We start from the raw sequence: 24242 nt of genomic DNA, 5'->3' as shown, positions 1-24242 counted from the left end.
CAGTAGGCGTTCTGTGCGCCTGGCTGGAGGTTTTTCTACATGTCTCGCCTGCTCATTCCCGCACTCATCCTTGCGGTATTCGCCACCGGCGCCAACGCGCAGGATGGCCGCTATGGTCCGCCCGGCCCGTCCGGTCCGGACGACAACACCCATTACGGCTGGGCCGACGTCCTGCGCGTCGATCCCGTCTACGGTGTCTCGCGTGTCGAGACGCCCCGGCAGGAGTGCTACGACCAGCAGGTGGTTCACCAGGAGCAGGGCCAGGGCAGCACCGCCGGCACCATCCTTGGCGCCGTCGTGGGCGGCGTGCTCGGCAACACCATTGGCAAGGGCAATGGCCGTACGGCCGCCACGGTGGTCGGCGCGGTGGCCGGTGGCGCCGTGGGCAACAATGTCTCGCGCGGCGATGACCGGACCTACCAGAGCACCGAAACCCGCTGCCGCGACGTCAGCACGGTCTCCGAGCAGCGCCGCATCGCCGGCTACGACGTGGAATACCGCTATCGCGGCGAAGTCTATGTCTCGCGCCTGAACTACGACCCGGGCGAGCGCCTGCGGGTCCGCGTGAACGTCGCGCCGGCCGATTGAACCCGGCAGGCGATCCAGTACAGGAAAGGCCGCGAGCGATCGCGGCCTTTTTTGTGCGCTAGACCTGTTGCGCAACGCACCAATCCACGGCATGATCGCGTTTCCACCTTGACAGGCTCCGCCGTGTCCAACGCCGTCTACACCGCGATCGTCCTTACCAGCGCCCGTATGGCCGCAGGAATGACCTCGCGTGCTCGTCGACCGTACATCGGACAATTGGCCGGGTAGGCTGTCGCGCGCGTTTCATTCGTATCGACTAAAAAACCCGGCCATGTGCCGGGTTTTTTTGTTTCCGTTTCCGGTTTTTCCTCCCATCCATCGCCACCCACCGCCCTGGACCGTCATGACCGTTCGCCATTTCCTCTCCACCCAGGACCATAGCCGCGCCGAGATCGACGCCCTGCTCGAGCAGGCCGCCGAGTTCAAGCGCTCCCCGCAGGGCCAGCAGATGGCGGGCAAGTCCATCGCGCTGTTGTTCTTCAACTCGTCGATGCGCACGCGTACGAGCTTCGAGCTGGGCGCCTTCCAGATGGGCGGCCATGCGGTGGTGCTGTCGCCGGGCAAGGATGCATGGCCCATCGAGTTCGAGGTGGGCAGCGTTATGGACGGCGACACCGAGGAACACATCGCCGAAGTGGCCCGCGTGCTCTCGCGCTATGTCGACCTGATCGGCGTCCGTGCCTTCCCGAAGTTCCAGGACTGGTCGGTGGACCGCCAGGACAAGGTGCTGGCCGCCTTTGCTCGCTACGCGACGGTGCCGGTGATCAACCTGGAGACCATCACCCATCCCTGCCAGGAGCTGGCCCACGCGCTGGCCCTGAAGGAACACCTGGGCGACCTGCAGAACAAGAAGTACGTCCTGACCTGGACCTACCACCCCAAGCCGCTCAATACGGCCGTGGCCAACTCGGCCCTGCTCATCGCCACCAAGATGGGCATGGACGTGACCCTGCTGTGCCCGACGCCGGAATACGTGCTGGACGAGCGCTACATGGAGTTCGCCAAGCAGAACGCCCGCGAGAACGGTGGATCGCTCCAGGTGTCGCATGACATCGAGTCGGCCTATAGCGGCGCGCACGTGATCTACGCCAAGAGCTGGGGCGCCATCCCTTACTTCGGCCGCTGGGACGAGGAAAAGGCGATCCGCGACGCCAACAAGCACTTCATCGTCGACGAGGCCAAGATGGCGCTCACCGACAACGGCTTGTTCAGCCACTGCCTCCCGCTGCGCCGGAACATCAAGGCGACGGACGCGGTGATGGACTCGCCGGCCTGCATCGCCATCGACGAAGCCGAGAACCGCCTGCACGTGCAGAAGGCGATCATGGCCTCGCTGCTTTCCCAGTCGGGCGCCAAGTCCGGCCTCGGTTTCTGATTCCCCTTTTTTCTACGACCACTTTCTTTCCGGAGCCAGCATGTCCAGCAACGATATCGTCCTCGCCTTCTCGGGCGGCCTCGACACCAGCTTCTGCGTCCCCTACCTGATGGAGCGCGGCTATGCCGTGCATACCGTGTTCGTCGATACCGGTGGCGTCTCGGCCGAGGAGCGCGAGTACATCGAGCACCGCGCGACGGAGCTGGGCGCCGCCTCGCATCGTACGGTGGACGCCGCGCAGGCGATCTGGGACAGCTTCGTCACCCCGCTGATCCAGGCCGGCGAGTTCTACCAGGGCCAGTACCCGCTGCTGGTGTCCGACCGCTACCTCATCGTGCAGGCCTCCCTTGAGCGCTGCGACGAGCTGGGCACGAAGTTCTTCGCCCACGGCTGCACCGGCATGGGCAACGACCAGGTCCGCTTCGACCTCACCGTGAAGGCGCTCGGCGACTACACCATCGTCGCCCCGATTCGCGAGATCCAGCGCGAACACACCCAGGTGCGCGCCTACGAGCAGAAGTACCTGGAAGAGAAGGGCTTCGAAGTCCGCGCCAAGACCAAGCACTACACCATCAACGAGAACGTGCTGGGCGTGACCATCTCCGGCGGCGAGATCGACGCATGGGAAATCCCGGGCGAAGGCGCCATCGGCTGGTGCGCGCCGCGTGCCGAATGGCCGTCCGAACCGCTGCGTGTCGAGCTGGGCTTCGAGAAGGGCGTGGCCACGTCGCTGAACGGCAAGGCCGCCACCGGTCCGGAGATCCTCGGCTTCCTCAACCGTGAGCTGGCCAAGTACGGTGTGGGCCGCAGCCTGTACACCGGCGACACCAACATCGGCCTGAAGGGCCGCATCGTATTCGAGGCGCCGGCGCTCACCGCGCTGCTCACCGCGCACCGTGCGCTCGAAGAGACCGTGCTCTCCAAGCAGCAGAACCGCTTCAAGCCGGAAATCGGTCGCAAGTGGACCGAAGTGGCCTACGAAGGCTTCTTCAACGACCCGATCAAGGCCGACCTGGAAGCCTTCCTTGCCTCCACGCAGCGCAAGGTCGACGGCAAGGTGATCATCGAGACGCGTGGTGGCTCGGTGTACGCCGTGAAGGTGGAATCGAAGAACATCCTCCAGTCCGCCAAGGCCACCTACGCGCAGGCCGCCGACTGGGGCGTCGCCGAGGCCGAAGGCTTCATCAAGCTCTACGGCATGAGCTCCACGCTCTGGGCCGAAGTCGACCGCGCCAACGGCAAGTGATCCCGACCCATGGATAAACTTCTCCAGGACACCCTGACCCATCTGCGCGCGCTCGTGAGCCACGACACGCGCAACCCGCCGCGAACCATCGGTACCGGTGGCATCTTCGATTACCTGCGCGCGAACCTTCCCGGGTTCGACGTGCAGGTGACCGATTTCGGCGCCGGTGCCGTCAACCTGTACGCGGTGCGCGGCAAGCCGAAGTACCTGTTCAACGTGCATCTGGACACCGTGCCGGACTCCCCGCACTGGACGGCCAGCCCGTTCGAGCTGCGCGTGACGGAAGATCGTGCCATCGGCCTGGGCGCGTGCGACATCAAGGGCGCGGCCGCCGCGCTCGTGGCGGTGGCCAACGCGACACAGGGCGACATGGCCCTGCTGCTGTCCACCGACGAGGAAGCCAACGACGCACGCTGCATCGACGGCTTCCTGAAGACGCCGCGCGACTACGAGGCCGTGATCGTCGCCGAGCCCACCCAGGGTGAAGCGGTGCTCGCGCATCGGGGCATCCTGTCGGTGCAGATGCGCTTCCTTGGTCGCGCAGGCCATGCCTCGGGTGACCAGAAGCCGTCCGACAGCGCCTTGCACCAGGCGATTCGCTGGGGCGCCGCAGCACTGGACCACGTCCAGTCGCTGTCGCACGAACGTTTCGGAGGCCTCACCGGCCTGCGTTTCAACGTGGGCAAGGTCGAAGGCGGCATCAAGGCCAACGTCATCGCACCGACGGCCGACGTGCGCTTCGGCTTCCGTCCGCTGCCGTCGATGGACGCCGACCAGTTGCTGGAAACCTTCCGCACGCTGGTCGAACCGCATCCGGTGGAATTCGGCGAAACCTTCCGCGGCGATTCGCTGCCGGCCGGTGACACCGCGACGGCGGAAACCCGTCGCCTGGCCGCCCGCGACATCGCCGATGAACTGAACATCCCCGTCGGCAACGCGGTGGACTTCTGGACCGAGTCGGCGCTGTTCTCGAAGGGTGGCTACACGTCCTTCGTCTACGGCCCTGGCGACATCGCGCAGGCGCACACCGCCGACGAATGGGTCGCTCTCGAACAACTTGGGCATTACGCCCAGACCATCCATCGGATCGTCGATCGTGGAATCTAACCAGCACACCCGCAAGACCATCGTCCGCCTGCTCTCCGCCATGGGCAGCGCGCGCGAGATCCAGCAGTACCTCAAGCGCTTCTCCCAGCTCGACGCCGCGCGTTTCGCGGTGGTCAAGGTGGGCGGCGCCGTGCTGCGCGACGAACTACCCGACCTGACCTCGTCGCTGTCGTTCCTGCAGCAGGTGGGCCTGACGCCCATCGTGCTGCACGGCGCCGGCCCGCAGCTCGACGAAGAGCTGCAGGCCGCCGGCATCGAGAAGAAGACCGTCAACGGCCTGCGCGTGACCTCTCCGGAAGCCCTGGCGATCGTCCGCAAGGTCTTCCAGGCGCAGAACCTGCGCCTGGTGGAAGCCCTGCAGGAAGTCGGCACTCGCGCCACCTCGGTGCCGTCGGGCGTGTTCACGGCCGACTTCCTCGACCAGGATGCCCTGGGCCTCGTCGGCCGCGTGCGCGAGATCAACCTCGCGCCGATCGAAGCCAGCCTGCGCGCCGGCTCGATCCCGGTCATCGCCAGCCTCGGCGAGACGGAAACCGGCCAGATCCTCAACATCAACGCCGACTTCGCCGCCAACGAACTGGTGCGCGTGCTCCAGCCATACAAGATCGTGTTCCTGACCGGCACGGGCGGCCTGCTCGACGGCGACGGCAACGTCATCGACTCGATCAACCTGTCGACCGAATACGAACAGCTGCTCGCGCAGCCGTGGCTGCATTCGGGCATGCGCCTGAAGATCGAGCAGATCAAGGACCTGCTGGACGACCTGCCGCTGACCTCGTCGGTGTCGATTACCCGGCCGTCGGAGCTGGCGAAGGAACTGTTCACCCACAAGGGCTCGGGCACGCTCGTGCGTCGTGGCGAGCGCGTGCTGCGCTTCGACTCGTGGGAAGGCGTGGATCTGGACCGCATGCGCCAGCTCATCGAATCGAGCTTCGGACGCACGCTGGTGAAGGATTACTTCGAGCGCACGTCGCTGTATCGCTTGTACGTCTCGGAGAATTACCGCGCCGCCATGGTGTTGACCGAGGAAGAAGGCTTCGCCTACCTCGACAAGTTCGCCGTGCTCGACGACGCCCAGGGCGAAGGCCTGGGCCGCGCCGTGTGGCAGGTGATGCACGACGAGAACCCGAAGCTGTTCTGGCGCTCGCGCCACGGCAACGTCATCAATCACTTCTATTACGCGGAGTCGGACGGCTGCTACAAGCAGGCCCGCTGGAAGGTGTTCTGGTACGGCCTGGACAACTTCGCCGACATCGAGCGTTGCGTCGCGCATTGCGCCACGCGCACCCCCACCCTCAAGGACTGAACGGCCATGTCGACCAAGACCATCGGCATCGTCGGCGCACGTGGCCACACGGGCGCCGAACTGATCCGGTTGATCGCCAACCATCCGTCGCTGGAACTCGTGTTCGTGTCCTCGCGCGAACTCGACGGCCAGCGCCTAGCCGACCATAGCGATGCCTATACGGGCGAGCTGCGCTACGGCAACCTCGATCCGGCCGCCGTGGCGGAGCAGGGCGCCGACGTCGTCGTGCTCGCCCTGCCGAACGGCAAGGCGGCGCCGTACGTGGAAGCCATCGACAAGGCCGGCGGTTCGACGGTGATCGTCGACCTGTCGGCCGACTACCGCTTCGACGAGCGCTGGTACTACGGCCTGCCCGAGCTGTACCGCGATCGCTGGCGCGGCGAGAAGCGCATCAGCAACCCCGGTTGCTATGCCACGGCCATCCAGTGCTCCATCGCGCCCATCAAGGACCTGCTGGCGGCACCGCCGGTGTCGTTCGGTGTCTCCGGTTACTCCGGCGCGGGCACCACGCCCTCCGACCGCAACGATCCGGAAAAGCTGCGCGACAACCTGATGCCGTTCTCGCTCACCGGGCACATGCACGAGAAGGAAGCCAGCCGCCATCTCGGCATGCCGGTGGAATTCATGCCGCACGTGGCGCCGCATTTCCGTGGCCTCACCGTCACCACGAACCTGTATCTCGCCAAGCCGCACAAGCGCGAAGACATCGTCCGTCGCTTCGAGGCGCGCTTCGAGAACGAGAAACTGATCCACGTGGTGGACGAAGCCCCGTGGGTGAGCCATATCGCGAACAAGAACCATCTGGATGTCGGTGGTTTCACGGTGTCCAGCGACAGCCGTCGTGTCGTCGTGGTCGCCACGCTCGACAACCTGCTCAAGGGTGCCGCCACGCAGGCGATGCAGAACGTCAACCGCTCGCTCGGCTTCGACGAGCTCACCGCCATTCCGCTCTGAGCGAAAGGAACGCAACGATGACCCAGCCGCTCTGGCAGAAATCCGACACCCAGGTCGACGCGCGCATCATGCGCTTCCTGGCCGGCAACGACGTGGTGCTCGACCGCGAGTTCTTCCTGCACGACATCACCGCCAGCAAGGCGCACGTGGAAGGCCTCGCCAATATCGGCGTGGTCTCCAACGACGAGCGTGACGCGCTGCTGCGCGAGCTGGATACGCTGGCGGGCGACTTCGCCGCCGGCGCCTTTGTGCTCGACGAGCGCTTCGAAGACGGCCACTCCGCCATCGAAGCGCGCCTGACCGAACGCCTCGGCGACGCGGGGCGCCGCGTGCATACCGGTCGTAGCCGCAACGACCAGATCCTCGTCGCCACGCGCCTGTGGCTCAAGGAGAAGCTCGCCACGCTGGAGGCCCTGTGCCGTCGCGTGGCCGAGGTGTGCCTGGAGCGCGCGGCAGGCGATGCGCTGCCGATGCCCGGCTACACGCACATCCAGCGTGCCGTGGTCTCGTCCACGGGCATGTGGTTCGCGGCGTTCGCCGAAGCCTTCATCGACAACACGCTGCGTGCCCGCCAGGCGCTGGAGCTGATCGACGCCAACCCGCTCGGCACCGCTGCAGGCTACGGCGTGAACGTGACGCTCGACCGCGCCCACACCACCACGGCACTCGGCTTCGGTCGTATGCAGGTTTCGCCGATCTACGCCCAGCTCTCGCGCGGTAAGTTCGAGATGGCCGCACTCGACGCCGTCGGCACGGCGCTGCTCGATACGCGTCGCCTGGCGTGGGACCTCTCGCTGTTCACCACCGCCGAATTCGACTTCGTGAAGCTGTCGGCCGAGTACACGACCGGTTCGTCGATCATGCCGAACAAGCGCAATCCCGACGTGGTCGAACTGCTCCGTGCCAGCTACGCCAGCGTGGCCGCCGCGCGCACCGAGATCGAACAGCTGCTCTCGCTGCCCTCGGGCTACCAGCGTGACCTGCAGTTCTCCAAGGGCTCGCTATTCCATGGCTTCTCCATGGGCCTCGGTGCGCTGGAACTGCTGCCGGACATGCTCGCCCGCTTCGAATGGAAGGCCGACAAGATGCGCGCCGCCATCGAACCGGCGATGTACGCCACCGACGTGGCGATCGAGCAGGCCGTGGCCGGCGTACCGTTCCGCGACGCCTACCGCGCCGCGGCCGAAACGGCGGCATCGGCAGGCGAGGGCCGTTCGCCGGAATCCAGCCTGGCAGCACGCACCTCGCCAGGCTCCGGCCACGACCTGATGCTCGACACGCTGCGCACCCGCCTAGACGCCCTGCGATAACCCTGTAGGAGCGCGCTTGCGCGCGATCGCGCGCAAGCGCGCTCCTACAAGGACATGGCGGAAGCATCGGCCAGGCTGAAGATCGGATCTTGCTCTTGTAGGAGCGCGCTAGCGCGCGATCCCCCGGTAGAGGAACCGTCATGGAAGGTCGTTTCACAGAACAACCCGCCCCCGACTGGCACCGCGCCGTCCTGAAGGTCGGTAGCAGCCTCCTGACCACCCCGGAAGGCCGTCTCGACGGCCGCCATGCCGACGCACTGGCCGCGTTCGTCACGGCCAGCCGTCGCGCGGGCAGGGACGTGGTGATCGTCTCCTCCGGCGCGGTCGCCGCGGGACGCGGCCTGGCCCTTCCTGTGAAAAGCACTGGCCTCAGCGGCCGCCAGGCCCTCGCCGCCCTCGGCCAGACCCGCCTCGTCGCGCTCTGGCAAGGCTTCTTCGACGCGCCGGTCGCCCAGGTGCTGCTCACCCACGACGACCTGCGCAACCGCCGCCGCTACCTCAACGCACGCTCGACGCTGCGCGAACTGCTGGCGCTCGGCGCCATCCCCGTCATCAACGAGAACGACACCGTCGCGGTGGATGAGCTGAAGCTCGGCGACAACGACAACCTCGCCGCCATCGTCGCCGCGCTGGTCGATGCCGACGTATTGATGATCGCCTCCGACATCCCCGGGCTCTACACCGCGAATCCGCGCACCGATCCCACGGCGACACCGGTGCAGGACGTCGCCGAAGTCACCCCGGAGCATCTGGCCAGCGCCGGCGGTGCCGGTACCGCCGCCGGGACCGGCGGCATGCGCACCAAGCTCGAAGCCGCGCTCAAGGCCGCCGCCGCCGGCATCGAAACCCTGCTGTTCGACGGTCGCGACGCTGCCTGCGTCGCCCGCCTGGCCGAAGGCCACCTCACCGGCACGCGCCTGCGCGCGCCACGCTCCCGACTCGCCGCCCGCAAGTACTGGCTGCGCCACGCGCCAGGCGCGGGCAGGGTGGTCGTGGACGAAGGCGCGCTGATGGCACTCCGTACACGCGGCGCCTCCCTGCTGCCTGGCGGCGTGATCGAGGCCGCCGACGACTTCGCCCGAGGCGACGTGATCGACATCGTCAGAAACGACCGCATCGTGGCGCGCGGTGTCGTGCAATACGCGGCATCCGATGTACGACGCATCGCCGGGCGACACACCCGCGACATCGAATCACTGCTGGGCTACAGCTACGGCGAAAACATCGTCCATCGCGACGATCTCATCGTCCTGCCCGAATGAACGAGGCCTCCATGACGCACTCGCTACACGCATACGCCCTGGCCTGCCGCGACGCGGTGGCGACCATCGCCTCGCTCGACACCGTCGCCAAGCGCCGCCTGCTGCATCGCATGGCCGACGCGCTCGCCGCCGACGAAGCGCTCGTGCTGGATGCCAACACACAGGACATGAAGGCAGCGGAAGCCAACGGCACCAGCACGGCGATGCTCGACCGCCTGCGCCTCGATCCGAAACGGCTCGATGGCATCGTGGCAGCCGTCCGCGAAGTCGCCACCTTGCCCGATCCCGTCGGCCTGGTGACGCGCCGTGACACCCGCCCTAACGGCATCGAGGTGGAGCGCGTCCGCATTCCGCTCGGCGTGATCGCGATGATCTACGAGGCCCGCCCCAACGTCACGGCGGACGCGGCGGCGCTATGCCTCATGGCAGGCAACTGCACCATCCTGCGCGGCGGCAGCGACGCCATGCGCTCCAACCTCGCCATCGCCGCATCGTTGAAACGCGCGCTGCGCGAGGAAGGGCTGCCGGAAGCCGCCGTTACGGTCATCGACGACCCTCGTCGCGAAACGATGGTGGAACTGCTCCAGCTCACCGACATCGTCGACCTCGCCATCCCGCGCGGCGGCGAAGGCCTCATCCGCTTCGTCGCCGAACACGCCCGTGTGCCGGTGATCAAGCACTACAAAGGCGTCTGCCACCTCTATGTCGACAGTACGGCCGACCAAGCCCTGGCGCTCGACCTGCTGATCGACGGCAAGACCAGCCGCCCCGGCGTCTGCAACGCGCTGGAAACCCTGCTCGTCCACAAGGACATCGCCCCCTCGTTCGTACCAAAGGCCGTCGCCCGCCTGCGCGAGCGGGGCGTGGACGTGCGTGGCGACGCGACAAGCCAGCACCTGGTCGCCGATCTAGCCGAAGCTACCAACGACGACTACGCCGCCGAATTCCTCGACCTGGTGATCGCCCTGCGCGTGGTGGACTCCATCGACGACGCGATCACCCATATTCGCCGCTACGGCTCCGACCACACCAAAGTCATCGCCACACGCGACACAGCAACCGCCGAATACTTCATCCGTGCCATCCGCTCCGCGGTAGTGATGGTCAACGCTTCCTCCCGCTTCAGCGATGGCGGCGAACTTGGCCTCGGCACCGAAATCGGCATCTCGACCACCCGCCTGCACGCCTACGGCCCCATGGGCGCAGAATCCCTCACCGTCGAACGTTTCGTCGTTCGCGGCACAGGACAAGTACGCCACCCCAGCTAACGCAACACGCTCCTCTAGCGCATACGATTTTCGCGAAACGTATAAACCCCCTCACGTCGTTCCTGCGCACGCAGGAACCCAGCGCAATGCAATGGGTTGTCGCGAATAGGTTACCTACGTAAAAGCCGATGTAGCGCCGCCGCATTGCTGGCAAACCGAGGCGCTGGGTTCCAGCGTGCGCTGGAACGACGGTGAGGTACCCGAATCGTCACCTACGCCTGTAGGAGCGCGCTTGCGCGCGATCCCGCGCAGCGGGCCAGGTCATCGTCACGGTCTGATCGCGCCCCACGTCGTTCCAGCGAGTGCGTTACCTACGCAAAAGCCGATGCAGCGTCGTCGTGTTGCTGGGAAACCGAGGCGCTGGGTTCCTGCGTACGCAGGAACGACGAAGCGCGTCGTCGCACCGGCGCAGGCCGGTGCCCACGGCGATGCATCCGGTTATCGCATCCCGTCTCTTGTAGGAGCGCGCTTGCGCGCGACCCCGCGCAGCGGGCCAGGTCATCGATAACGTGTAATCGCGCGCAAAAAAAAGCGCGGCACTTTTGAGAATCCTTCCATATGCAAGCACGCACGTAATTTGCTACCGTGCTCGCGTTGTTTGCTGTTTCATGTCACGTGTCGGCAAACAACCATCGCTCGTAAGCGGTAAGAAGCGCGGGCCGCAGATGTTAGCGCACCTACGACCCGCTGACCAGCAATCAACCTATGGAGTTGACGATGGCTAAGCCAAAGTCTAAGGCATTCTCACACCCACCGCCCGACCCACGCGGTCCACAGACGTCCCGGAGCCCCTCCGGACGCGGCTAAACGCCCGGCCTGTCCGACATTCTCATGGTATTCCCTTCCGCCGAGCCACCCGGCGCGTAGCGCCGTGGGCGAATGAGAACATCGGACAGTCGGACCCTGTGAGATCGAACCGCCCGAGTCGATGAGGGGCACGGCCGTTGGCGTGCCCCGCTCGAAAGCGGTGATGAGGATTTGAGAAATGACTGAACCGAAAGACGACAGCGTCCTTGGGGAGGGCAGCTTTGCCCTGAATCTGGACGCCAGCGTAGACATGCTGATGAATGACGCGACGGCGATGCAGGCGTATGCCGAAGCCATGCAGGCGATGTTGACGGAGTACATGATGGAGAACGAGGTGCCGAATCGGCGGTATCTCACGCGGGCGATGTCGGGCGTCAACCTTTTACATAGGATGAGCCTGCAATGCACAAAGCAGGCAAATGTTCGGCGCATGTGGGATGAAGTGCGCGCATTAGGCGGTGCGAAATGACGATCGAATTATGGGAGATCGCGATCGCATTGATCCTGCTGCCGATCAATGCGCTGATTTTCATTGCGCGCCGTTACCAGCATTGTTCGTTGGCCATCGGCGCGAAGGTATTCACCGGGCTGTCCTTTATCGCCTTTATCATCGCAGCCTTCGCGCTAGGCAGTTTCGCCGGTCGCTATGACTTGCGTCCCCACCAATACGAATGGCCGGACAACTGGCTGGAATTCTCCGGCGCTTTGCTCATCGGTTCGACGCTGGGCGCGATCTGGATGTGGTTCATCTCGCGGGAACCTGAACTGTAGGAGCGCGCTTGCGCGCGGTGGGGCTCTATCGCGAGCACCCATCGTGCGTAAGCACGCTTCTACACGTCAACGGAATCGTGATCAGTCATCTCCTCGGCGATACCCGGCGGCACCCCATCCTTGCGTATAGGCCCATTCGCATGGTCTGACACGACGCCCCAACCACGCAACTTGAGCTGCCCAGTCGGCTTGTCGATGGTCGCGTGGGTGCCCCCGGTGCCAGTTGCACCATACTTCCATGGCTTGTAAGGTTTTTCCTACAGACTGCCGAGGGAAAGCGGTGCATCCTCCACCAGAACCTTGTCCACGATGGGCTCGGAATGTTAGGGGGCGGTTATGTCTATCTTTGTATCGAAGTGCTTTGGCGATGACCTGACGTACGAGCACCCGCGCAAGCGTCGATCGATCGGGCAATGTATCAATCGTTGGGTGAAGTGGGGCTTTGTTCCAGTTCTAGTCACGTTGAGCGCCACGATTCAGGCGGCAACATGCTCGGATGGAAGCCAATGTACCGGGGCACGAATCAGTACCATTCTGGTCAACTGGGCCGACGGGACTGGGCCGTATTCCGTCAAGGTGCGCTTCGACTCGCTGGCCGGACTTACGTGCAACACGTATGGCGTAGGGTATAACGAGGTGCGCTTGCTTTCGAACGATCCAGCGTTCGACGCCAAGTACGCCATGCTGTTGTCGGCACAGGCTAACGGTAGATTGATCTGGTTTACCATTGCTAACCCGATTGGATCGGGATCGAATAATGACGGGACTGCCGCGTGTGTTTTTCAGATGATCGCGAGTTGAGTCTTCGACCATGAATCACAGTCGAATGGTACTCGTCGTTCTTCTCGTGCAAACATCTATCGCATTTGCTCAAGTATTGCCGATTCAAGTCGCGTCGCACCTGACGGTGCAGGTTGTGTCACGGGGAAGGGAGTTGCTACGAGACACGGCGTCGGGAACCTTGGGAGAGGATGGAAAGCAGTTTCAAACTACAACGCGGACATGGTCGATAGGAGGCCTGGATCGATCCTGGATTACGAAGGGGTACGAGCATCCATCCGGACGATTTTTCTTTTATTCCAATCGGCCCGAAACCATAGTGGAGGACGATCCTGCTTCGGATAGTTCGGTATGCAACATATCCAATTGCATGATAGATGGGCCTTCTCCTTACGTTCTGTTTCGCGGCGAGGTTGTGGGACTGGGTCAAGTATTCTCCTGGCATGCCAATGACACGGCTCGTAACATGTTTCATGGCATCCTTGTGCGAAACGTGAATGATTTCCCTATTCATGTTTCTTCAGTTGCATGGGCGGCAATGGATGACGCTCGGGACGATAACAATGCAGCATGGCGTCGTTATGCTGGCGCCCCGGTGGTTAGTGCCACGTTGGCTCCGGGCAAGCAGGCGATTTACTTCAAGCATAACGTGCCAGCGCACGGCAATGCCTTTGGAATCATCGCCGAAGTCGAAGTGACGCGTGAGGAAGATAAGCACACGACGGCAAGAGCCGAAATGACCGATATCGTGTGGACTGATGACAGTGAAGCATCTCTCCTGTCACGTGATTACGCCTCCATGCCAGTCGTGAAGAGCGGTGGCTGGGAACGTGGCATTGGTGATTATTACGCCTTGTCCCTGAGGGTCGAATCAGGATTTGATGCTGCCTCTACCGAGTATCAGGCGTATCGCATCGGGTTGCTTCATTGCCACTCGGGCGGGGGGCTTGAAGACGATGGTACTGGCATTCCCTTGCGGTCTCCCGATGGGGATGGCTACGTGGGCGCACTGTATGGCCGAGGTATCCATGTTCGATGGCCATTGGTCAATAGGAGTGCCAGCGTGGCGAGGATGCGTGTCGCTATTGGAAATAGCTGTGGCCCCAACGATGGATTGATCGGATATACTATTCGATACGTTAGTGGACGCGTGGCCTCGGTAGATAATGTGGCCGGTACGACTGACGCAGGCAACTACGTCGATGTTCTCGAAGCTGACGTGCCGCCTGGCGGCGTTTGGGAGCCGGAATTCGACCTGTATCCGGCGGCACCGCGGGTACTGCCTCTGACGATTGGCGCATATGTGGTCAAATGAATACTGCTCGCGGCGACGTCGATGGGCGTAGCAGATGCCAATAATCTCTCGCGCAAGATATGTTCTGATTGGCACAGCTAGTCGTCGAAACTATGCGGTGCGTCCTGTCTTTCCGGAGTCCGAAGTGTAGAGGCGCGCTTTCGTGCGATACGGGGTTGCCCTTAACGCCCATTGCACGCAAGCGCGCTCCTGCAGCGGCTTATTTATCGAGAGTTTCGCCCAATCCTGCACGAATGCGATCGGACACGTCCATCATCGTGTACCAACACCGCTCCAACGCCCCCGCGAACTGATCGCGATCCAGCGCGATGGTCTCCGCGCGCCCACCTTCTTCAGGATCGAACTCGATCAAGAGACGATTCCCGTCGATCCACGACTGGTTGCCCGCGAGGAAATAGGGATCTGCATAGGGCGACGCACCCGGTTCCGGCGCGGCGGCGAATGCGACGCGTGCATCGCGTGGCGTGGTTTTCAACAGGTGCATGGCATGGGCGAACGAACCGTCCTCCAGCTCCACGTCGAGTTCCGTGCGATCCAGTTCGGGGCCCAGGAAGAACTCGATGGTGCCCATGGTGGCGACGCGTTTCGCATAGCCATCGAGGCGCGCATGCTTGCTGGCGACCACCTCGCGAAACGCCTCGGCGTAGCGGTCGGTAACGGCGGGGTTGTCACGCAACCAGTGACTGCTCACGTTGTATACGGCCGTGCGATAGCGCATGGCGACCGCCTCCAGGCCACCGTGCCCGATGCCTTTCGGTACCTCGGGCAGGGCGACGGTGCGACCACCGGCCATCAGCCCGAACAACACGCGACTGGGCACAACACGCAGCCAGTACGTGGTTGCCTGCATCGCGAAGCCGTCGCCGCGCTCCACGTGTGGCGAGGGGTAAAGGTTACCTGCGCTCATGCCTGCGTATTCCGCCAGGCTTCGATGGCTTCCACGGCGCCCAGGCAATCCGCATAGCGGTTGTAGAGCGGCGTGGGCGAGAGACGGATCACGTCGGGCTCGCGCCAGTCGCCGATGACGCCGTGGTGTTCGAGATATTCGAATAGAGCACGACCCGCATCACGACCCGCACGCACGCGGATCGACAACTGCGCGCCACGCTGCGCCGGATCGTTGGGCGTCACGATGTCGAGCGTGTCATCCAGCCGTTCGCGGATCAGCCAATCGAGATAGGCGGTGAGGTGGCGGCTCTTGGCGACCAGCGCAGGCATGCCCGCACGCTGGAAGACCTCTAGCGACGCACGCAGCGGTGCCAGCGCCATGATCGGCGGATTGGACAACTGCCAGCCATCCGCGCCCGGCGTCGGCACGAAGGTCGGTCCCATCTGGAAGCGGGTGGACTTGTCATGACCCCACCAGCCGGCAAAGCGTGGCACGTCGGCGCGGGCATGGCGTTCGTGCACGAACGCGCCCGCCACGGCGCCGGGGCCGGCGTTAAGGTACTTGTACGTGCACCACACGGCGAAGTCCGGGCCATCGTCATGCAGGGCCAGCGGCAGGTTGCCGGCGGCGTGCGCAAGATCGAAACCCACGATGCAGCCGGCGGCATGGCCGAGTTCGACGATACGTCGGATGTCGAAGACCTGGCCGGTGCGGTACTGCACGCCCGGCAACAGCACCAGCGCCACGCGGTGGCCGTGCTCGGCGATGGCGCGCTCGATGGCGTCCATCGACAGCGTGCCGCCGGGGCCGTCGGGCTGAAGCTCGATCAGGTCGGTCGCCGGATCGAACCCATGGAACCGCACCTGCGATTCCAGCGCATAGCGATCGGTGGGAAACGCGCCGGCTTCCATGAGGATGGCGGGACGTTCGGGGGTGGGGCGATAGAAACTCACCATCATCAGGTGCAGGTTCACGCCCAGCGAATTCATCGCGACCACTTCCACGGGCTTCGCACCGACCACGCTGGCGAGGCCGTCGCGTACGTACTCGTGGTAATGCATCCACGGCGAACGACCGCGGAAATGCGCTTCCACCGCCAGCGTCGACCAGTCTTCCAGTTCGGCCTGGAGCGCGGCGGCCACGCCCTTCGGCTGGAGGCCTAGCGAGTTGCCGCAGAAGTACAGCGTGTCGCGACCGTGGTGCGGCGGGATGTGGAAGTCGTCGCGGAAGGCGCGCAACGGATCGGCGGCATCCTGGGCATCGGCCCAGGCGCGCGTGGCTTCGAATGAGGTCATGGAACGCGACTCAAGGGGATCAGGAGGGCATGCTGGCCGCGACGTCGGCGCAGCCCTTGTCGAACGTCGCGCCGAATTTCGCGTCGTTGGCCGGGCGGATGCAGCGCAGCTGGATGGCGTAGCCGTTGGCGAAGAAATAACGCTCGTAGTAGTCGAGCTTCACGGTGCCTTCCTTCGCGGAGTAGATGTTCTCGGTCGGGCCTTTCGGCTTGCCGGCGGCATACTCCTTGAGACTGGTCGCCCGATTGCGCAGGTCGCCCGAGAACTGCTGGAAGGCGATCAGGTTGGGGACTTTCTTCAGGGTGACCGAGACCCGGGCGAGCGTGGCGTCGGCGGCGCTGGAGCCGGGCACCTGGAAGACCTGCGACTCGGTCTCGCCCTCGGACTGCATGATGGAAACCCACTTGTCGGGCACGGCGAAGCGGATATCGCCGCCGGCCATGGTGACATCGGTGGCGCCGACGGCGGCGCTCGCGAGCAGCAGGGCGAGCGGCAGGAAGGGCAGCGGACGGATCACTCGTGTTCCCCTGGGTTCTGGACGCGGCCAGGCCGCGTAACAGCGGCATTTTGGCACAAGCGGCGTAGGTGTCGCGCTCGCCGCCTGTGCGCCCCGTCACGCCACGGCAGCGACGGGCTGGAAGCGTTGCAAGGGGACGCCAAGCCATTCCAGGGCGGTCCCGTGGAACAGCCGCGCGCGTGTCGTGTCGTCGAGGCCCAGCGCCTCGATGCCGCTACCGGGCTCCTGCTCGCCGAGCGGGAAAGGGTAGTCGGTGCCGAGCATCACGCGGTCGTCGCCCACGGTGTCCAGCAGGTAGCGCAGCGCCGCGTCGTCGTGCACGCAGGAGTCGAAATACAGGCGATGCAGGTACTCGCGTGGATTGCGGGCGTTGTCGGTGGCGACGAGGTCCGGCCGCATGCGAAAACCGTGCTCGATGCGCCCGATGGAATACGGGAAGCTGCCGCCGCCGTGCGCGAGCATCACGCGCAGCGAGGGCAGGCGTTCCAGCACGCCGCCGAAGATCAGCGCGCAGGCTGCCCGCGACTGTTCTGCCGGCATGCCCACCAGCCACGGCAGCCAGTATTTGGGCATCGTGTCGGTGCCCATCATGTCCCAGGGGTGGACCAGGATCGCCGCGCCCAGGTCGGCGGCGGCCTCGAAGAACGGGAACAGCTCCGGTGCGTCGAGGTTCCACGCGTTGCAGTGCGAGCCGATCTGTACGCCCTGGAGCCCCAGCTCGCCGATGCAGCGTTCCAGCTCGCGGATGGCGAGGTCGGGCGCCTGCAAGGGTACGGTGCCGATACCGGCGTAATGGCGCGGATGCGTTTCGCAGACCTCGGCCATCGCGTCGTTGAGGTGGGTGTGCAGTTCCAGCGCCTGGTGGCCCTTGGCCCAGTACGAGAACATCACCGGCACGGTGGACACCACCTGCACGCCGACGCCGAAGCGGGCGTAGTCCGCGATGCGATGGGCCGGGTCGAAGGCCGACTCCCAGACTTCGCGGAAGAATTTGCCGTCTTTGTAGATGCGATGGTGGCCCTGGGAGTGGGTCATCACCGGAAAGCGGATATCGCCGTGGCGGGCCGCCAGATCGGGCCAGTCACGGGGCAGGATGTGCGCGTGGGTGTCGATCTTCAGCATGGCCCGAGTGTATGACCGAGCGCAGCGGGATGCCTCTGGCGGTGCAGCAATCCTGGCCCGCTGCCGTGGGTCGCGCGCAAGCGCGCTCCTACAAGGGGGTGGTGCTGCGGCGGGTTACCACGTGCGCGATGGTGTCGACGTTGTCGGTGAGGCGGTCGGTGAGGCGGCCTACGGCATCGGCGAATTCGCGGTCCTTGCCGCGCGACAGCGCTTCGACCAGGTTGCGCTGGTGCTCGCGCAGCGCGGGTGGCATGGAAATGCCCTCGGTACGGGTCAGCGCCTCGGCCTGGCGGCGCAGTTCCACCGAGGCCTCGTGGATGAACGGGCCGACGTGCTTCCAGTCTTCCGGCACGTCGCCCATGTCGATGAGGGCTTCGAGGGTCATCGCCGTTCGGGCAAGGCGGTTGCCGTTGGCGTAGAGGGTCTCCGCCAGTTCCTGCAACACGCCCGGGGTGCCCGGCTCGGTACGCATGCGATCGACCGAGGCCAGGGCGTTGGTTCGCGCCGTACGCGTGGCCATACGAACCTCGTGGCGGCGCCCGGCATCGGCGGGCACGACGAGCGCGTCGAGGTAGTCGGCATAGGCGCAAAGCATGTCCGACAAGGCGTTGCGCGCGCGATGCCGTTCCCAGGACGGCCACAACACATAGGCCAGCAGGGCGAGGCCGCTGCCGAGGGCCGTGTTGAGCACGCGGTCGTGCATGGCCGTGTTCGACTCCACGCCTTCGAAGGCGAGCAGGACCACGACGGTGCCGGTCAGCGCGGCGACGGCGATGCCGTAATGCGCGCCGGCGAGGTAGCGGAAGATCACGCAAAGCACGCCCAGCATCAGAATGTGCGCCCAGGTGGCGTCCGGCGTGAAGCGCAGCAGCAGGCTGGTCAGTACCAGGCCGAGAATCGTACCGACGACGCGCAGCAGGCCGAAGTTGAACGTGGCCGCAAAGTCCGGGCGAAGCACGATTGCGGCGGTCATCGGCAGCCAGTAACCGTGCGGCAGTTCGTAGTAGCGCGACACGGCGAAGGCGAGGGTGAGCACCACCGCGCAGCGCACCGCATGACGAAAGGCCACCGAGCCCGTGGTGATGTTGGCGCGCAGGGTGGATAGCGCCGAGGCGCTGCGCAATGTGTCGGGCAGCGTGGTTTCAGCACGCTGCGCGCGTTCTTCACCGCGGCTGCCTGCCCAGTTCGCGTTACGGACCACGGCGGCGAGCTGGCCCGACAAGGCCTGGATATGGGCGGACAACCCCGTGCCGCTGCTGCCGGCGAGCAGGGCGCGCTCACTGGCCTGCAAGGTCGCCAGCGCGCGTTCGGCGCGCTGCGGCGGCTCGGCGGCGTCGACCGCTTCGGCGATGGCGGCGAGCACGCGCGCCGCATCGTTACGGAACATTTCGCCCATGCCGTCGCGACGCGTTTCCAGCTCGGCCATGGCGACCAGTTCGAGACGAATGCGCTCGGCCAGCTCCAGCAGCACGCGGAAGGCTTCCATGGCGCGGCCGCGCGCGTGGTAGCGGCCGAGCAGGGTGGTCTGCAACGTGTTCATCGCGTCGCTGAGTCCGGGCGCCTCGCCGTCCTTCTGCGGCTTGCGGGCCAGCTCCGCCAGGCCGCGATACACGTCGGCGAGCGCGAGGCGTTCGGGGCGATAGCGCTGCAAGGGCCACGCGGTGACCGAGAACAGGGCCAGCAACATGCCACCGGCGAAGATCAACCCGCCGCCCGACAACGCGCCGCGCACATCTTGTGGTGTGGCCGCCGTGATCACCAGCAGGAGCATGCTGGTCATGCCCACGCGGGCGATGTCCGGTCCGAACACTACGAGCATGCCGCCAAGGAAGCCGCAGATCGCGCAGGCGATGCTCATGGGCACGATGTGGTCGCCGATGAGAAAACCCACAAGCGAAGCCGCCGCCGCGGCGAGGGCGGCAAGGAAGAGTCGGGTGAGGCGTTGCTGGTATGGACCAGGCTGGTCCGAGAACATGGTGTCGAGCGCGCCGGCGGCGATGCCGATGCCGACCTGCGGATGACCGCTGTAGAGGCCGATGGCGAGCGGCAGCACGACGGCCGCGGTGTTGCGCAGCGCAACCCGCATGGGGACGTCGGGTCATTTCGTCCGGATCAGCGCATCGAGGACGCTGGCGCGGAGCGAGTAGCCATTGCTCATGGTGTGCAGGGTTTCATCCGTTGAACGCAGGATTCTGCCCCAGTGTTGCTGACTGTAGCGCGAGCGGCAAGGCGGGACGGCAACGTCGGGCGACGATGCCGTCCCGCACGGTTCATCAGGCGCGGCCCGCGAACTCGCCGGTGAGGGTGTTGACCCACACCTTTTCGTCGTTGGTGATGTACTCGGGCACCTGGATTTCGATGCCGGTATTGAGCGTCGCCGGCTTGCTGCGCTTGGTGGCGCTGGCACCCTTCATTTCTGGCGCGGTGTCCTTCACGGTCAGGATGACCGAGGTGGGTACCTGGAGGCCGACCGGCGCGTCGTCGATCACCTGCACGTAGTAGCCCTCGACGTCTTCCACGATGTAGCCAGCGTTGTCGCCCACCACGGCCGCGTCGAGCGTGTACTGGGTGTAGTCCTCGTCGTCCATGAAGACGAATGCCTCGCCGTCCATGTACGAGAACTTCGCCTGGCGACGATCGAGGCTGACTTCCTTCAGTTCGTCGTCGGCGCGCAGGCTGAGGTCGAACTTGCGGTTGCCCGGGATCGAATACAGCGTGAAGCGGAACGTCACGTTGCCGCCGCGCGCGGTGGGCGAGCTGCGCTCGATGTCGCGGACCTGATAGACGATGCCGTCGTTCTCGACGACGTTACCTTTCTTTACGTCGGATGCTTTCATGGTGTCTGCACGTAGGTGGGTTGAATCACTTCGGGGCCAGGCGGACGGCGCCGTCGAGGCGGATCGTCTCGCCGTTGACGTAGCGGCTGGTGATGAGGAAGGCGACGGTGTCGGCGAATTCCTCCGGTTTGCCCAGGCGCGACGGGAAGGGGATGGAGGCGTACAGGGACTCCTGCACCTGCGGCGGCATGCCATCGACCATCGGCGTCCAGAAGATGCCCGGAGCGATGGTGTTCACGCGGATGCCGAAACGGGCCAGTTCGCGGGCCATCGGCAGGGTCATGCCGACCACGCCGCCCTTGGATGCCGAATAGGCGGCCTGGCCGATCTGGCCTTCGTAGGCCGCGACCGATGCGGTGTTGACGATGACACCGCGCTCGCCGTCCTCGCCCTGTTCGTTGGACTGCATCAGCTGCGCGGCGGCCTTGGCGACGTTGAAGCTGCCGACGAGGTTCACCATGATGGTACCGGAGAAGGTCGACAGCGGCATGGGGCCTTCCTTGCCCAGCACGCGACCGGCGCCAAGGATGCCTGCGCAGTTCACGACCACGTTCAGGCCACCCATGGCCTCGCGGGCGGCAGCGACGTTGGCGACCACGCCGTCTTCGGAGGTGACGTCGGTGCGCTGGAAGCTGGCATGGCTGCCGAGCGCGGCGGCTGCGGCATGGCCTTTCTCTTCGTTGACGTCGAAGAGGGCGACCTTCGCGCCAGCGGCGACGAGGCGCTGCGCCACGGCGTGGCCGAGACCGGAAGCGCCGCCGGTGATGACGGCCTTGACCTGATCGAGCTGCATGGGGACTCCAGAGGATGACGTAAGGCAAAGAGGCCCAGTTTAGCGGCTTCCGGGGGCGCTGGTTGTGGCGCTGCACGATGTCCGGAGCGGTCGCGCGCACGGCTGCGACCGAATGTGCCGCCATTGCTCTGTAGGAGCGCGCTTGCGCGCGATAGCCTCAGTACGTGAGGTCGCCCCGCGCCACCAGTTCTTCGAACGGCACGACCGGTACGGGCGGCACCGCGGGCTCGCTGATGAACAGGCTCCACACGCCGACGTCCCACCACTGGCCGAGCTTGTAGCCGGCCTTGGGCCAGACGCCGACAGGGGCGAAGCCCATGGCCTCGTGCATCGCCACGCTGCCCTCGCCGGGCAGGGTGATGACGCCCACGGCCTGGTTGATGCCCTGCCGCTTCATCGCTTCCAGCAACGCGCCGTAGAGGCGGCGGGCGATGCCGCGGCGACGGGCTTTCTCATGGACGTAGATCGAGGTCTCGGCGATCCAGTCGTAGGCGGCTCGCTCGCGGAAGCGGCCCGCGTAGGCATAGGCGATCACTTCGCCCTGATCTTCCCAGACCAGCCACGGATGCGTGGCGAGGCGGGTGCGGATGCGTCCGCGCATGGCCTCGACGCCGGGCAGTTCCGTTTCGAAGGTGATCGCGCTGGTTTCGACCACGCGCGCGTAGATGGCGTGGCACGCGTCGGCGTCGGCCTCGGTGGCGATGCGGATCAAAGGGATTTCTCCATGAAGATACTGGCCGCGTTGGCCCTGTGCTCGCCGAAGGGCGGGCAGCGACGGTAGCCCGCGCGCTCGTAGAGTTCGATGGATTCGGTCTGCGCCGTGCCGGTCTCCAAGCGGACCATCCGACCACCGCTGCGGCGGACCTCGTTCTCCAGCGCCTCCAGCATCTGCTTGCCCAGGCCCATGCCGCGGCAGGCCGGCAGCACGTACATGTACTTCAGCTCGACATAGTCGTCGTAGCCCACGCCCGCACCGCAGGCGAGCGGCGTGCCGTCCACACGGGCGGTCATGAATGTGACGTGGGGGCGTTGCAGGCTGTCGATGGTGACCGAGGGCGGCACGGGATGGCGGTCGAGGTCCGACAGGTAGCCGTGCAGTTGCTCGATGAGCGGCAGCACGTCCGGACGACCGGGATCGTCGATGGCGAAGCTCAGCGACGGCGGCGAGGGCGCCACGGTGAGGTCGCCGTCGTTGAGGCCGCGCAGGTAGAAACGGTCGCAACTGAAATGGCCGGTGCCGCCCATCGGCGCGTCGATGCGGGTGAAGCCGTGGCGCTGGTAAAGCGCCTGTGCGGCGTCCATGCCCGTCAGGGTTTCGAGGTAGCAACGCGAGAAGCCGGCGCGTCGTGCGGCATCCAGGCACAGGCGCATGAGTTTCGACGCCGCACCGATGCCGCGTGCCTCGGGCAGGAAGTACATCTTGCGCAGCTCGCAGGTGTCGCCGTCACCGCCTTCCAGGGGGGCGATGCCTGCGCCGCCGATGACCTTGCCGTCTTTCTCGACGACGAAGTAGGCGCTGCGTGGCATCGCGTACGCGGTGGACATGGTGTCCACTTCAGGATCGTGGATGGCGAAGCCGGGACCGTCGGCGCCGAATTCCGGCATGACGCTGCGGATGACCGCAGCGACCTGGGCATCGTCGCGCGGTTCGATGGGGCGGAGGATGAGATCGGATGGCATGGTCCGATGCTGCCATGGGGAGGGGCGCCGCGTCACCGCTTCGTTGGCGGGTCGCGCGCAAGCGCGCTCCTACAGTGGCTGTCCGCGCGCGAGACGAATCGTCGCCTGGCGCGCGGCCGTTCCGGTCAGGCGGCCGTGCGCGCCTTGGTCACGCGGCTGGCGGTGTCCTTGCCGAGTTGCGTCGCCAGCCATGCGCCGGTGGCGACGAGGCGGTCGAGGTCGACGCCCGTGGTCATGCCCATGCCGTGCAGCATGTAGACGACGTCCTCGCTGGCGACGTTGCCCGTCGCGCCCTTCGCATACGGGCAGCCGCCCGTGCCGGAGACGGCGCTGTCGACCACGCGCACGCCTTCTTCGAGGCAGGCAAGGATGTTGGCGAGCGCCTGGCCGTAGGTGTCGTGGAAATGCACGGCGAGCGCGGCCATTGGCACCTCGCTGGCGACGGCGCGAAGCATGGCGCGCGCCTTGGCCGGCGTGCCGACGCCGATGGTGTCGCCCAGCGAGATTTCATGACAGCCGAGGTCGTGCAGGCGCTTCGCGACACGGACGACATCGCTCACCGGTACCTCGCCCTGGTAGGGGCAGCCGAGCACGGTGGAGACATAGCCGCGCACGGCCACGCCATCGGCGCGGGCGCGTTCGAGCACGGGCGCGAAGCGCTCGATCGATTCGTCGATGGAGGCGTTGATGTTCTTCCGGTTGAAGGCTTCCGACGCGGCGGTGAATACCGCGACTTCGGTGGCGCCCACTTCGCGCGCCCGCTCGTACCCCTGCAGGTTGGGCACGAGGACGGGATACACCACGCCGGGCGCCTTGCGGATGGCGGTGAACACCTCGGCGGCGTCGGCCAGCTGCGGCACCCATTTCGGGCTGACGAAGCTGGTGGCCTCGATGGTGGCGAGGCCGGTGTCGGACAGGCGGTCGATCAGTTCGATCTTCACCGTCGCCGGCAGCAGGGTTTTCTCGTTCTGCAGGCCGTCGCGCGGGCCTACTTCGACGATACGGACATGGTCGTTCATG

23 protein-coding genes and 1 pseudogene are annotated in these 24242 nt (G+C 65.5%); 13 read left to right on the top strand and 11 right to left on the bottom strand.

Going from position 1 to position 24242, the window contains the following annotated elements; genetic code table 11:
- Window positions 1-39: 39 nt before the first annotated feature.
- From GAK28_RS00295 to GAK28_RS00235, 13 genes are all read left to right on the top strand, one after another.
- Window positions 40-588 carry a glycine zipper 2TM domain-containing protein gene (locus GAK28_RS00295; RefSeq protein WP_291773615.1) on the top strand — a complete coding sequence of 183 codons (549 nt, stop codon included), beginning with the start codon at window positions 40-42 and terminating at the stop codon, window positions 586-588.
- Window positions 589-931: 343 nt separating this feature from the next.
- A complete protein-coding gene (locus tag GAK28_RS00290; protein WP_291773614.1) occupies window positions 932-1963 on the top strand; it encodes an N-acetylornithine carbamoyltransferase in 1032 nt (343 codons plus the stop codon).
- A 40-nt stretch (window positions 1964-2003) separates the two neighbouring features.
- Window positions 2004-3209, top strand: a complete 1206-nt coding sequence (locus tag GAK28_RS00285; RefSeq protein WP_291773613.1) for an argininosuccinate synthase — start codon at window positions 2004-2006, stop codon at window positions 3207-3209.
- A gap of 9 nt (window positions 3210-3218) precedes the next feature.
- Window positions 3219-4316 carry an acetylornithine deacetylase gene (locus tag GAK28_RS00280; protein WP_291773612.1) on the top strand — a complete coding sequence of 366 codons (1098 nt, stop codon included), beginning with the start codon at window positions 3219-3221 and terminating at the stop codon, window positions 4314-4316.
- Window positions 4306-5622 (top strand): acetylglutamate kinase, encoded by a 1317-nt coding sequence (locus GAK28_RS00275; RefSeq protein WP_291773611.1) that lies wholly within the window; start codon window positions 4306-4308, stop codon window positions 5620-5622. The genes GAK28_RS00280 and GAK28_RS00275 overlap by 11 nt, the downstream gene beginning before the upstream one ends.
- 6 nt (window positions 5623-5628) lie before the next feature.
- Complete coding sequence (gene argC, locus GAK28_RS00270; RefSeq protein ID WP_291773610.1) at window positions 5629-6576, top strand: N-acetyl-gamma-glutamyl-phosphate reductase; 948 nt, start codon at window positions 5629-5631, stop codon at window positions 6574-6576.
- Window positions 6577-6593: 17 nt separating this feature from the next.
- Window positions 6594-7886, top strand: coding sequence for an argininosuccinate lyase (locus tag GAK28_RS00265; protein WP_291773609.1), 1293 nt, complete (start codon window positions 6594-6596; stop codon window positions 7884-7886).
- A 140-nt stretch (window positions 7887-8026) separates the two neighbouring features.
- Window positions 8027-9148, top strand: coding sequence for a glutamate 5-kinase (gene proB, locus GAK28_RS00260; RefSeq protein WP_291773608.1), 1122 nt, complete (start codon window positions 8027-8029; stop codon window positions 9146-9148).
- Window positions 9149-9159: 11 nt separating this feature from the next.
- On the top strand, window positions 9160-10416 hold the full coding sequence (locus tag GAK28_RS00255) for a glutamate-5-semialdehyde dehydrogenase (RefSeq protein ID WP_291773607.1): 1257 nt from the start codon (window positions 9160-9162) through the stop codon (window positions 10414-10416).
- 985 nt (window positions 10417-11401) lie between these two features.
- Window positions 11402-11692, top strand: a complete 291-nt coding sequence (locus GAK28_RS00250) for a hypothetical protein (RefSeq protein ID WP_291773606.1) — start codon at window positions 11402-11404, stop codon at window positions 11690-11692.
- Window positions 11689-11994, top strand: coding sequence for a hypothetical protein (locus tag GAK28_RS00245; RefSeq protein WP_291773605.1), 306 nt, complete (start codon window positions 11689-11691; stop codon window positions 11992-11994). Before GAK28_RS00250 ends, GAK28_RS00245 begins: the two co-directional genes overlap by 4 nt.
- A gap of 336 nt (window positions 11995-12330) precedes the next feature.
- Window positions 12331-12795: a hypothetical protein gene (locus tag GAK28_RS00240; protein WP_291773604.1), complete on the top strand. Its 465-nt coding sequence runs from the start codon at window positions 12331-12333 to the stop codon at window positions 12793-12795.
- 445 nt (window positions 12796-13240) lie between these two features.
- Window positions 13241-14089 carry a hypothetical protein gene (locus tag GAK28_RS00235; protein ID WP_291773603.1) on the top strand — a complete coding sequence of 283 codons (849 nt, stop codon included), beginning with the start codon at window positions 13241-13243 and terminating at the stop codon, window positions 14087-14089.
- Between the two features lie 199 nt (window positions 14090-14288).
- Here GAK28_RS00235 and GAK28_RS00230 read toward each other — a convergent pair whose 3' ends face one another.
- The 11 genes and pseudogenes from GAK28_RS00230 to GAK28_RS00180 form a co-directional block, all read right to left on the bottom strand.
- Window positions 14289-14996 carry a hypothetical protein gene (locus tag GAK28_RS00230; RefSeq protein WP_291773602.1) on the bottom strand — a complete coding sequence of 236 codons (708 nt, stop codon included), beginning with the start codon at window positions 14994-14996 and terminating at the stop codon, window positions 14289-14291.
- The gene (gene kynU / locus GAK28_RS00225; RefSeq protein WP_291773601.1) at window positions 14993-16273 is read right to left on the bottom strand and encodes a kynureninase; all 1281 of its coding nucleotides are present in this window, start codon (window positions 16271-16273) and stop codon (window positions 14993-14995) included. Before kynU ends, GAK28_RS00230 begins: the two co-directional genes overlap by 4 nt.
- A gap of 19 nt (window positions 16274-16292) precedes the next feature.
- Window positions 16293-16790, bottom strand: coding sequence for a hypothetical protein (locus GAK28_RS00220; protein ID WP_291773600.1), 498 nt, complete (start codon window positions 16788-16790; stop codon window positions 16293-16295).
- Between the two features lie 96 nt (window positions 16791-16886).
- Window positions 16887-17912: an amidohydrolase family protein gene (locus tag GAK28_RS00215; protein ID WP_291773599.1), complete on the bottom strand. Its 1026-nt coding sequence runs from the start codon at window positions 17910-17912 to the stop codon at window positions 16887-16889.
- 88 nt (window positions 17913-18000) lie between these two features.
- Window positions 18001-19998, bottom strand: a complete 1998-nt coding sequence (locus tag GAK28_RS00210; RefSeq protein ID WP_343161797.1) for an FUSC family protein — start codon at window positions 19996-19998, stop codon at window positions 18001-18003.
- Window positions 19999-20185: 187 nt separating this feature from the next.
- Complete coding sequence (gene yeiP / locus GAK28_RS00205; RefSeq protein WP_291773598.1) at window positions 20186-20749, bottom strand: elongation factor P-like protein YeiP; 564 nt, start codon at window positions 20747-20749, stop codon at window positions 20186-20188.
- Between the two features lie 25 nt (window positions 20750-20774).
- Entirely contained in the window at window positions 20775-21542 is a 768-nt protein-coding gene (locus GAK28_RS00200; protein ID WP_291773597.1) for an SDR family oxidoreductase, read from the bottom strand.
- 157 nt (window positions 21543-21699) lie between these two features.
- Window positions 21700-22254 (bottom strand): GNAT family N-acetyltransferase, encoded by a 555-nt coding sequence (locus GAK28_RS00195; protein WP_291773596.1) that lies wholly within the window; start codon window positions 22252-22254, stop codon window positions 21700-21702.
- Window positions 22251-22604, bottom strand: coding sequence for a GNAT family N-acetyltransferase (locus GAK28_RS00190; protein ID WP_291774470.1), 354 nt, complete (start codon window positions 22602-22604; stop codon window positions 22251-22253). Before GAK28_RS00190 ends, GAK28_RS00195 begins: the two co-directional genes overlap by 4 nt.
- Window positions 22605-22736: 132 nt before the next feature.
- Window positions 22737-23222: pseudogene (locus GAK28_RS00185) on the bottom strand (GNAT family N-acetyltransferase); the annotation flags it as partial.
- 125 nt (window positions 23223-23347) lie between these two features.
- The gene (locus GAK28_RS00180) at window positions 23348-24241 is read right to left on the bottom strand and encodes a hydroxymethylglutaryl-CoA lyase (RefSeq protein ID WP_291773595.1); all 894 of its coding nucleotides are present in this window, start codon (window positions 24239-24241) and stop codon (window positions 23348-23350) included.
- Between the last annotated feature and the right edge of the window lies 1 nt (window position 24242).

The organism is Luteibacter sp. (assembly GCF_009912395.1).
GTDB lineage: Bacteria > Pseudomonadota > Gammaproteobacteria > Xanthomonadales > Rhodanobacteraceae > Luteibacter.
Note: the sequence above shows the minus strand (reverse complement) of the source record. Positions and strands in the feature narration are given on the sequence as shown.

Coding starts and splice junctions, on each gene's coding strand:
- GAK28_RS00295 (WP_291773615.1), top strand. CDS start 40: ATGTCTCGCCTGCTCATTCCCGCACTCATCCTTGCGGTATTCGCCACC.
- GAK28_RS00290 (WP_291773614.1), top strand. CDS start 932: ATGACCGTTCGCCATTTCCTCTCCACCCAGGACCATAGCCGCGCCGAG.
- GAK28_RS00285 (WP_291773613.1), top strand. CDS start 2,004: ATGTCCAGCAACGATATCGTCCTCGCCTTCTCGGGCGGCCTCGACACC.
- GAK28_RS00280 (WP_291773612.1), top strand. CDS start 3,219: ATGGATAAACTTCTCCAGGACACCCTGACCCATCTGCGCGCGCTCGTG.
- argC (WP_291773610.1), top strand. CDS start 5,629: ATGTCGACCAAGACCATCGGCATCGTCGGCGCACGTGGCCACACGGGC.
- GAK28_RS00265 (WP_291773609.1), top strand. CDS start 6,594: ATGACCCAGCCGCTCTGGCAGAAATCCGACACCCAGGTCGACGCGCGC.
- proB (WP_291773608.1), top strand. CDS start 8,027: ATGGAAGGTCGTTTCACAGAACAACCCGCCCCCGACTGGCACCGCGCC.
- GAK28_RS00255 (WP_291773607.1), top strand. CDS start 9,160: ATGACGCACTCGCTACACGCATACGCCCTGGCCTGCCGCGACGCGGTG.
- GAK28_RS00250 (WP_291773606.1), top strand. CDS start 11,402: ATGACTGAACCGAAAGACGACAGCGTCCTTGGGGAGGGCAGCTTTGCC.
- GAK28_RS00245 (WP_291773605.1), top strand. CDS start 11,689: ATGACGATCGAATTATGGGAGATCGCGATCGCATTGATCCTGCTGCCG.
- GAK28_RS00240 (WP_291773604.1), top strand. CDS start 12,331: ATGTCTATCTTTGTATCGAAGTGCTTTGGCGATGACCTGACGTACGAG.
- GAK28_RS00235 (WP_291773603.1), top strand. CDS start 13,241: ATGTTTCATGGCATCCTTGTGCGAAACGTGAATGATTTCCCTATTCAT.
- GAK28_RS00230 (WP_291773602.1), bottom strand. CDS start 14,996: ATGAGCGCAGGTAACCTTTACCCCTCGCCACACGTGGAGCGCGGCGAC.
- kynU (WP_291773601.1), bottom strand. CDS start 16,273: ATGACCTCATTCGAAGCCACGCGCGCCTGGGCCGATGCCCAGGATGCC.
- GAK28_RS00215 (WP_291773599.1), bottom strand. CDS start 17,912: ATGCTGAAGATCGACACCCACGCGCACATCCTGCCCCGTGACTGGCCC.
- GAK28_RS00210 (WP_343161797.1), bottom strand. CDS start 19,998: ATGCGGGTTGCGCTGCGCAACACCGCGGCCGTCGTGCTGCCGCTCGCC.
- yeiP (WP_291773598.1), bottom strand. CDS start 20,749: ATGAAAGCATCCGACGTAAAGAAAGGTAACGTCGTCGAGAACGACGGC.
- GAK28_RS00200 (WP_291773597.1), bottom strand. CDS start 21,542: ATGCAGCTCGATCAGGTCAAGGCCGTCATCACCGGCGGCGCTTCCGGT.
- GAK28_RS00180 (WP_291773595.1), bottom strand. CDS start 24,241: ATGAACGACCATGTCCGTATCGTCGAAGTAGGCCCGCGCGACGGCCTG.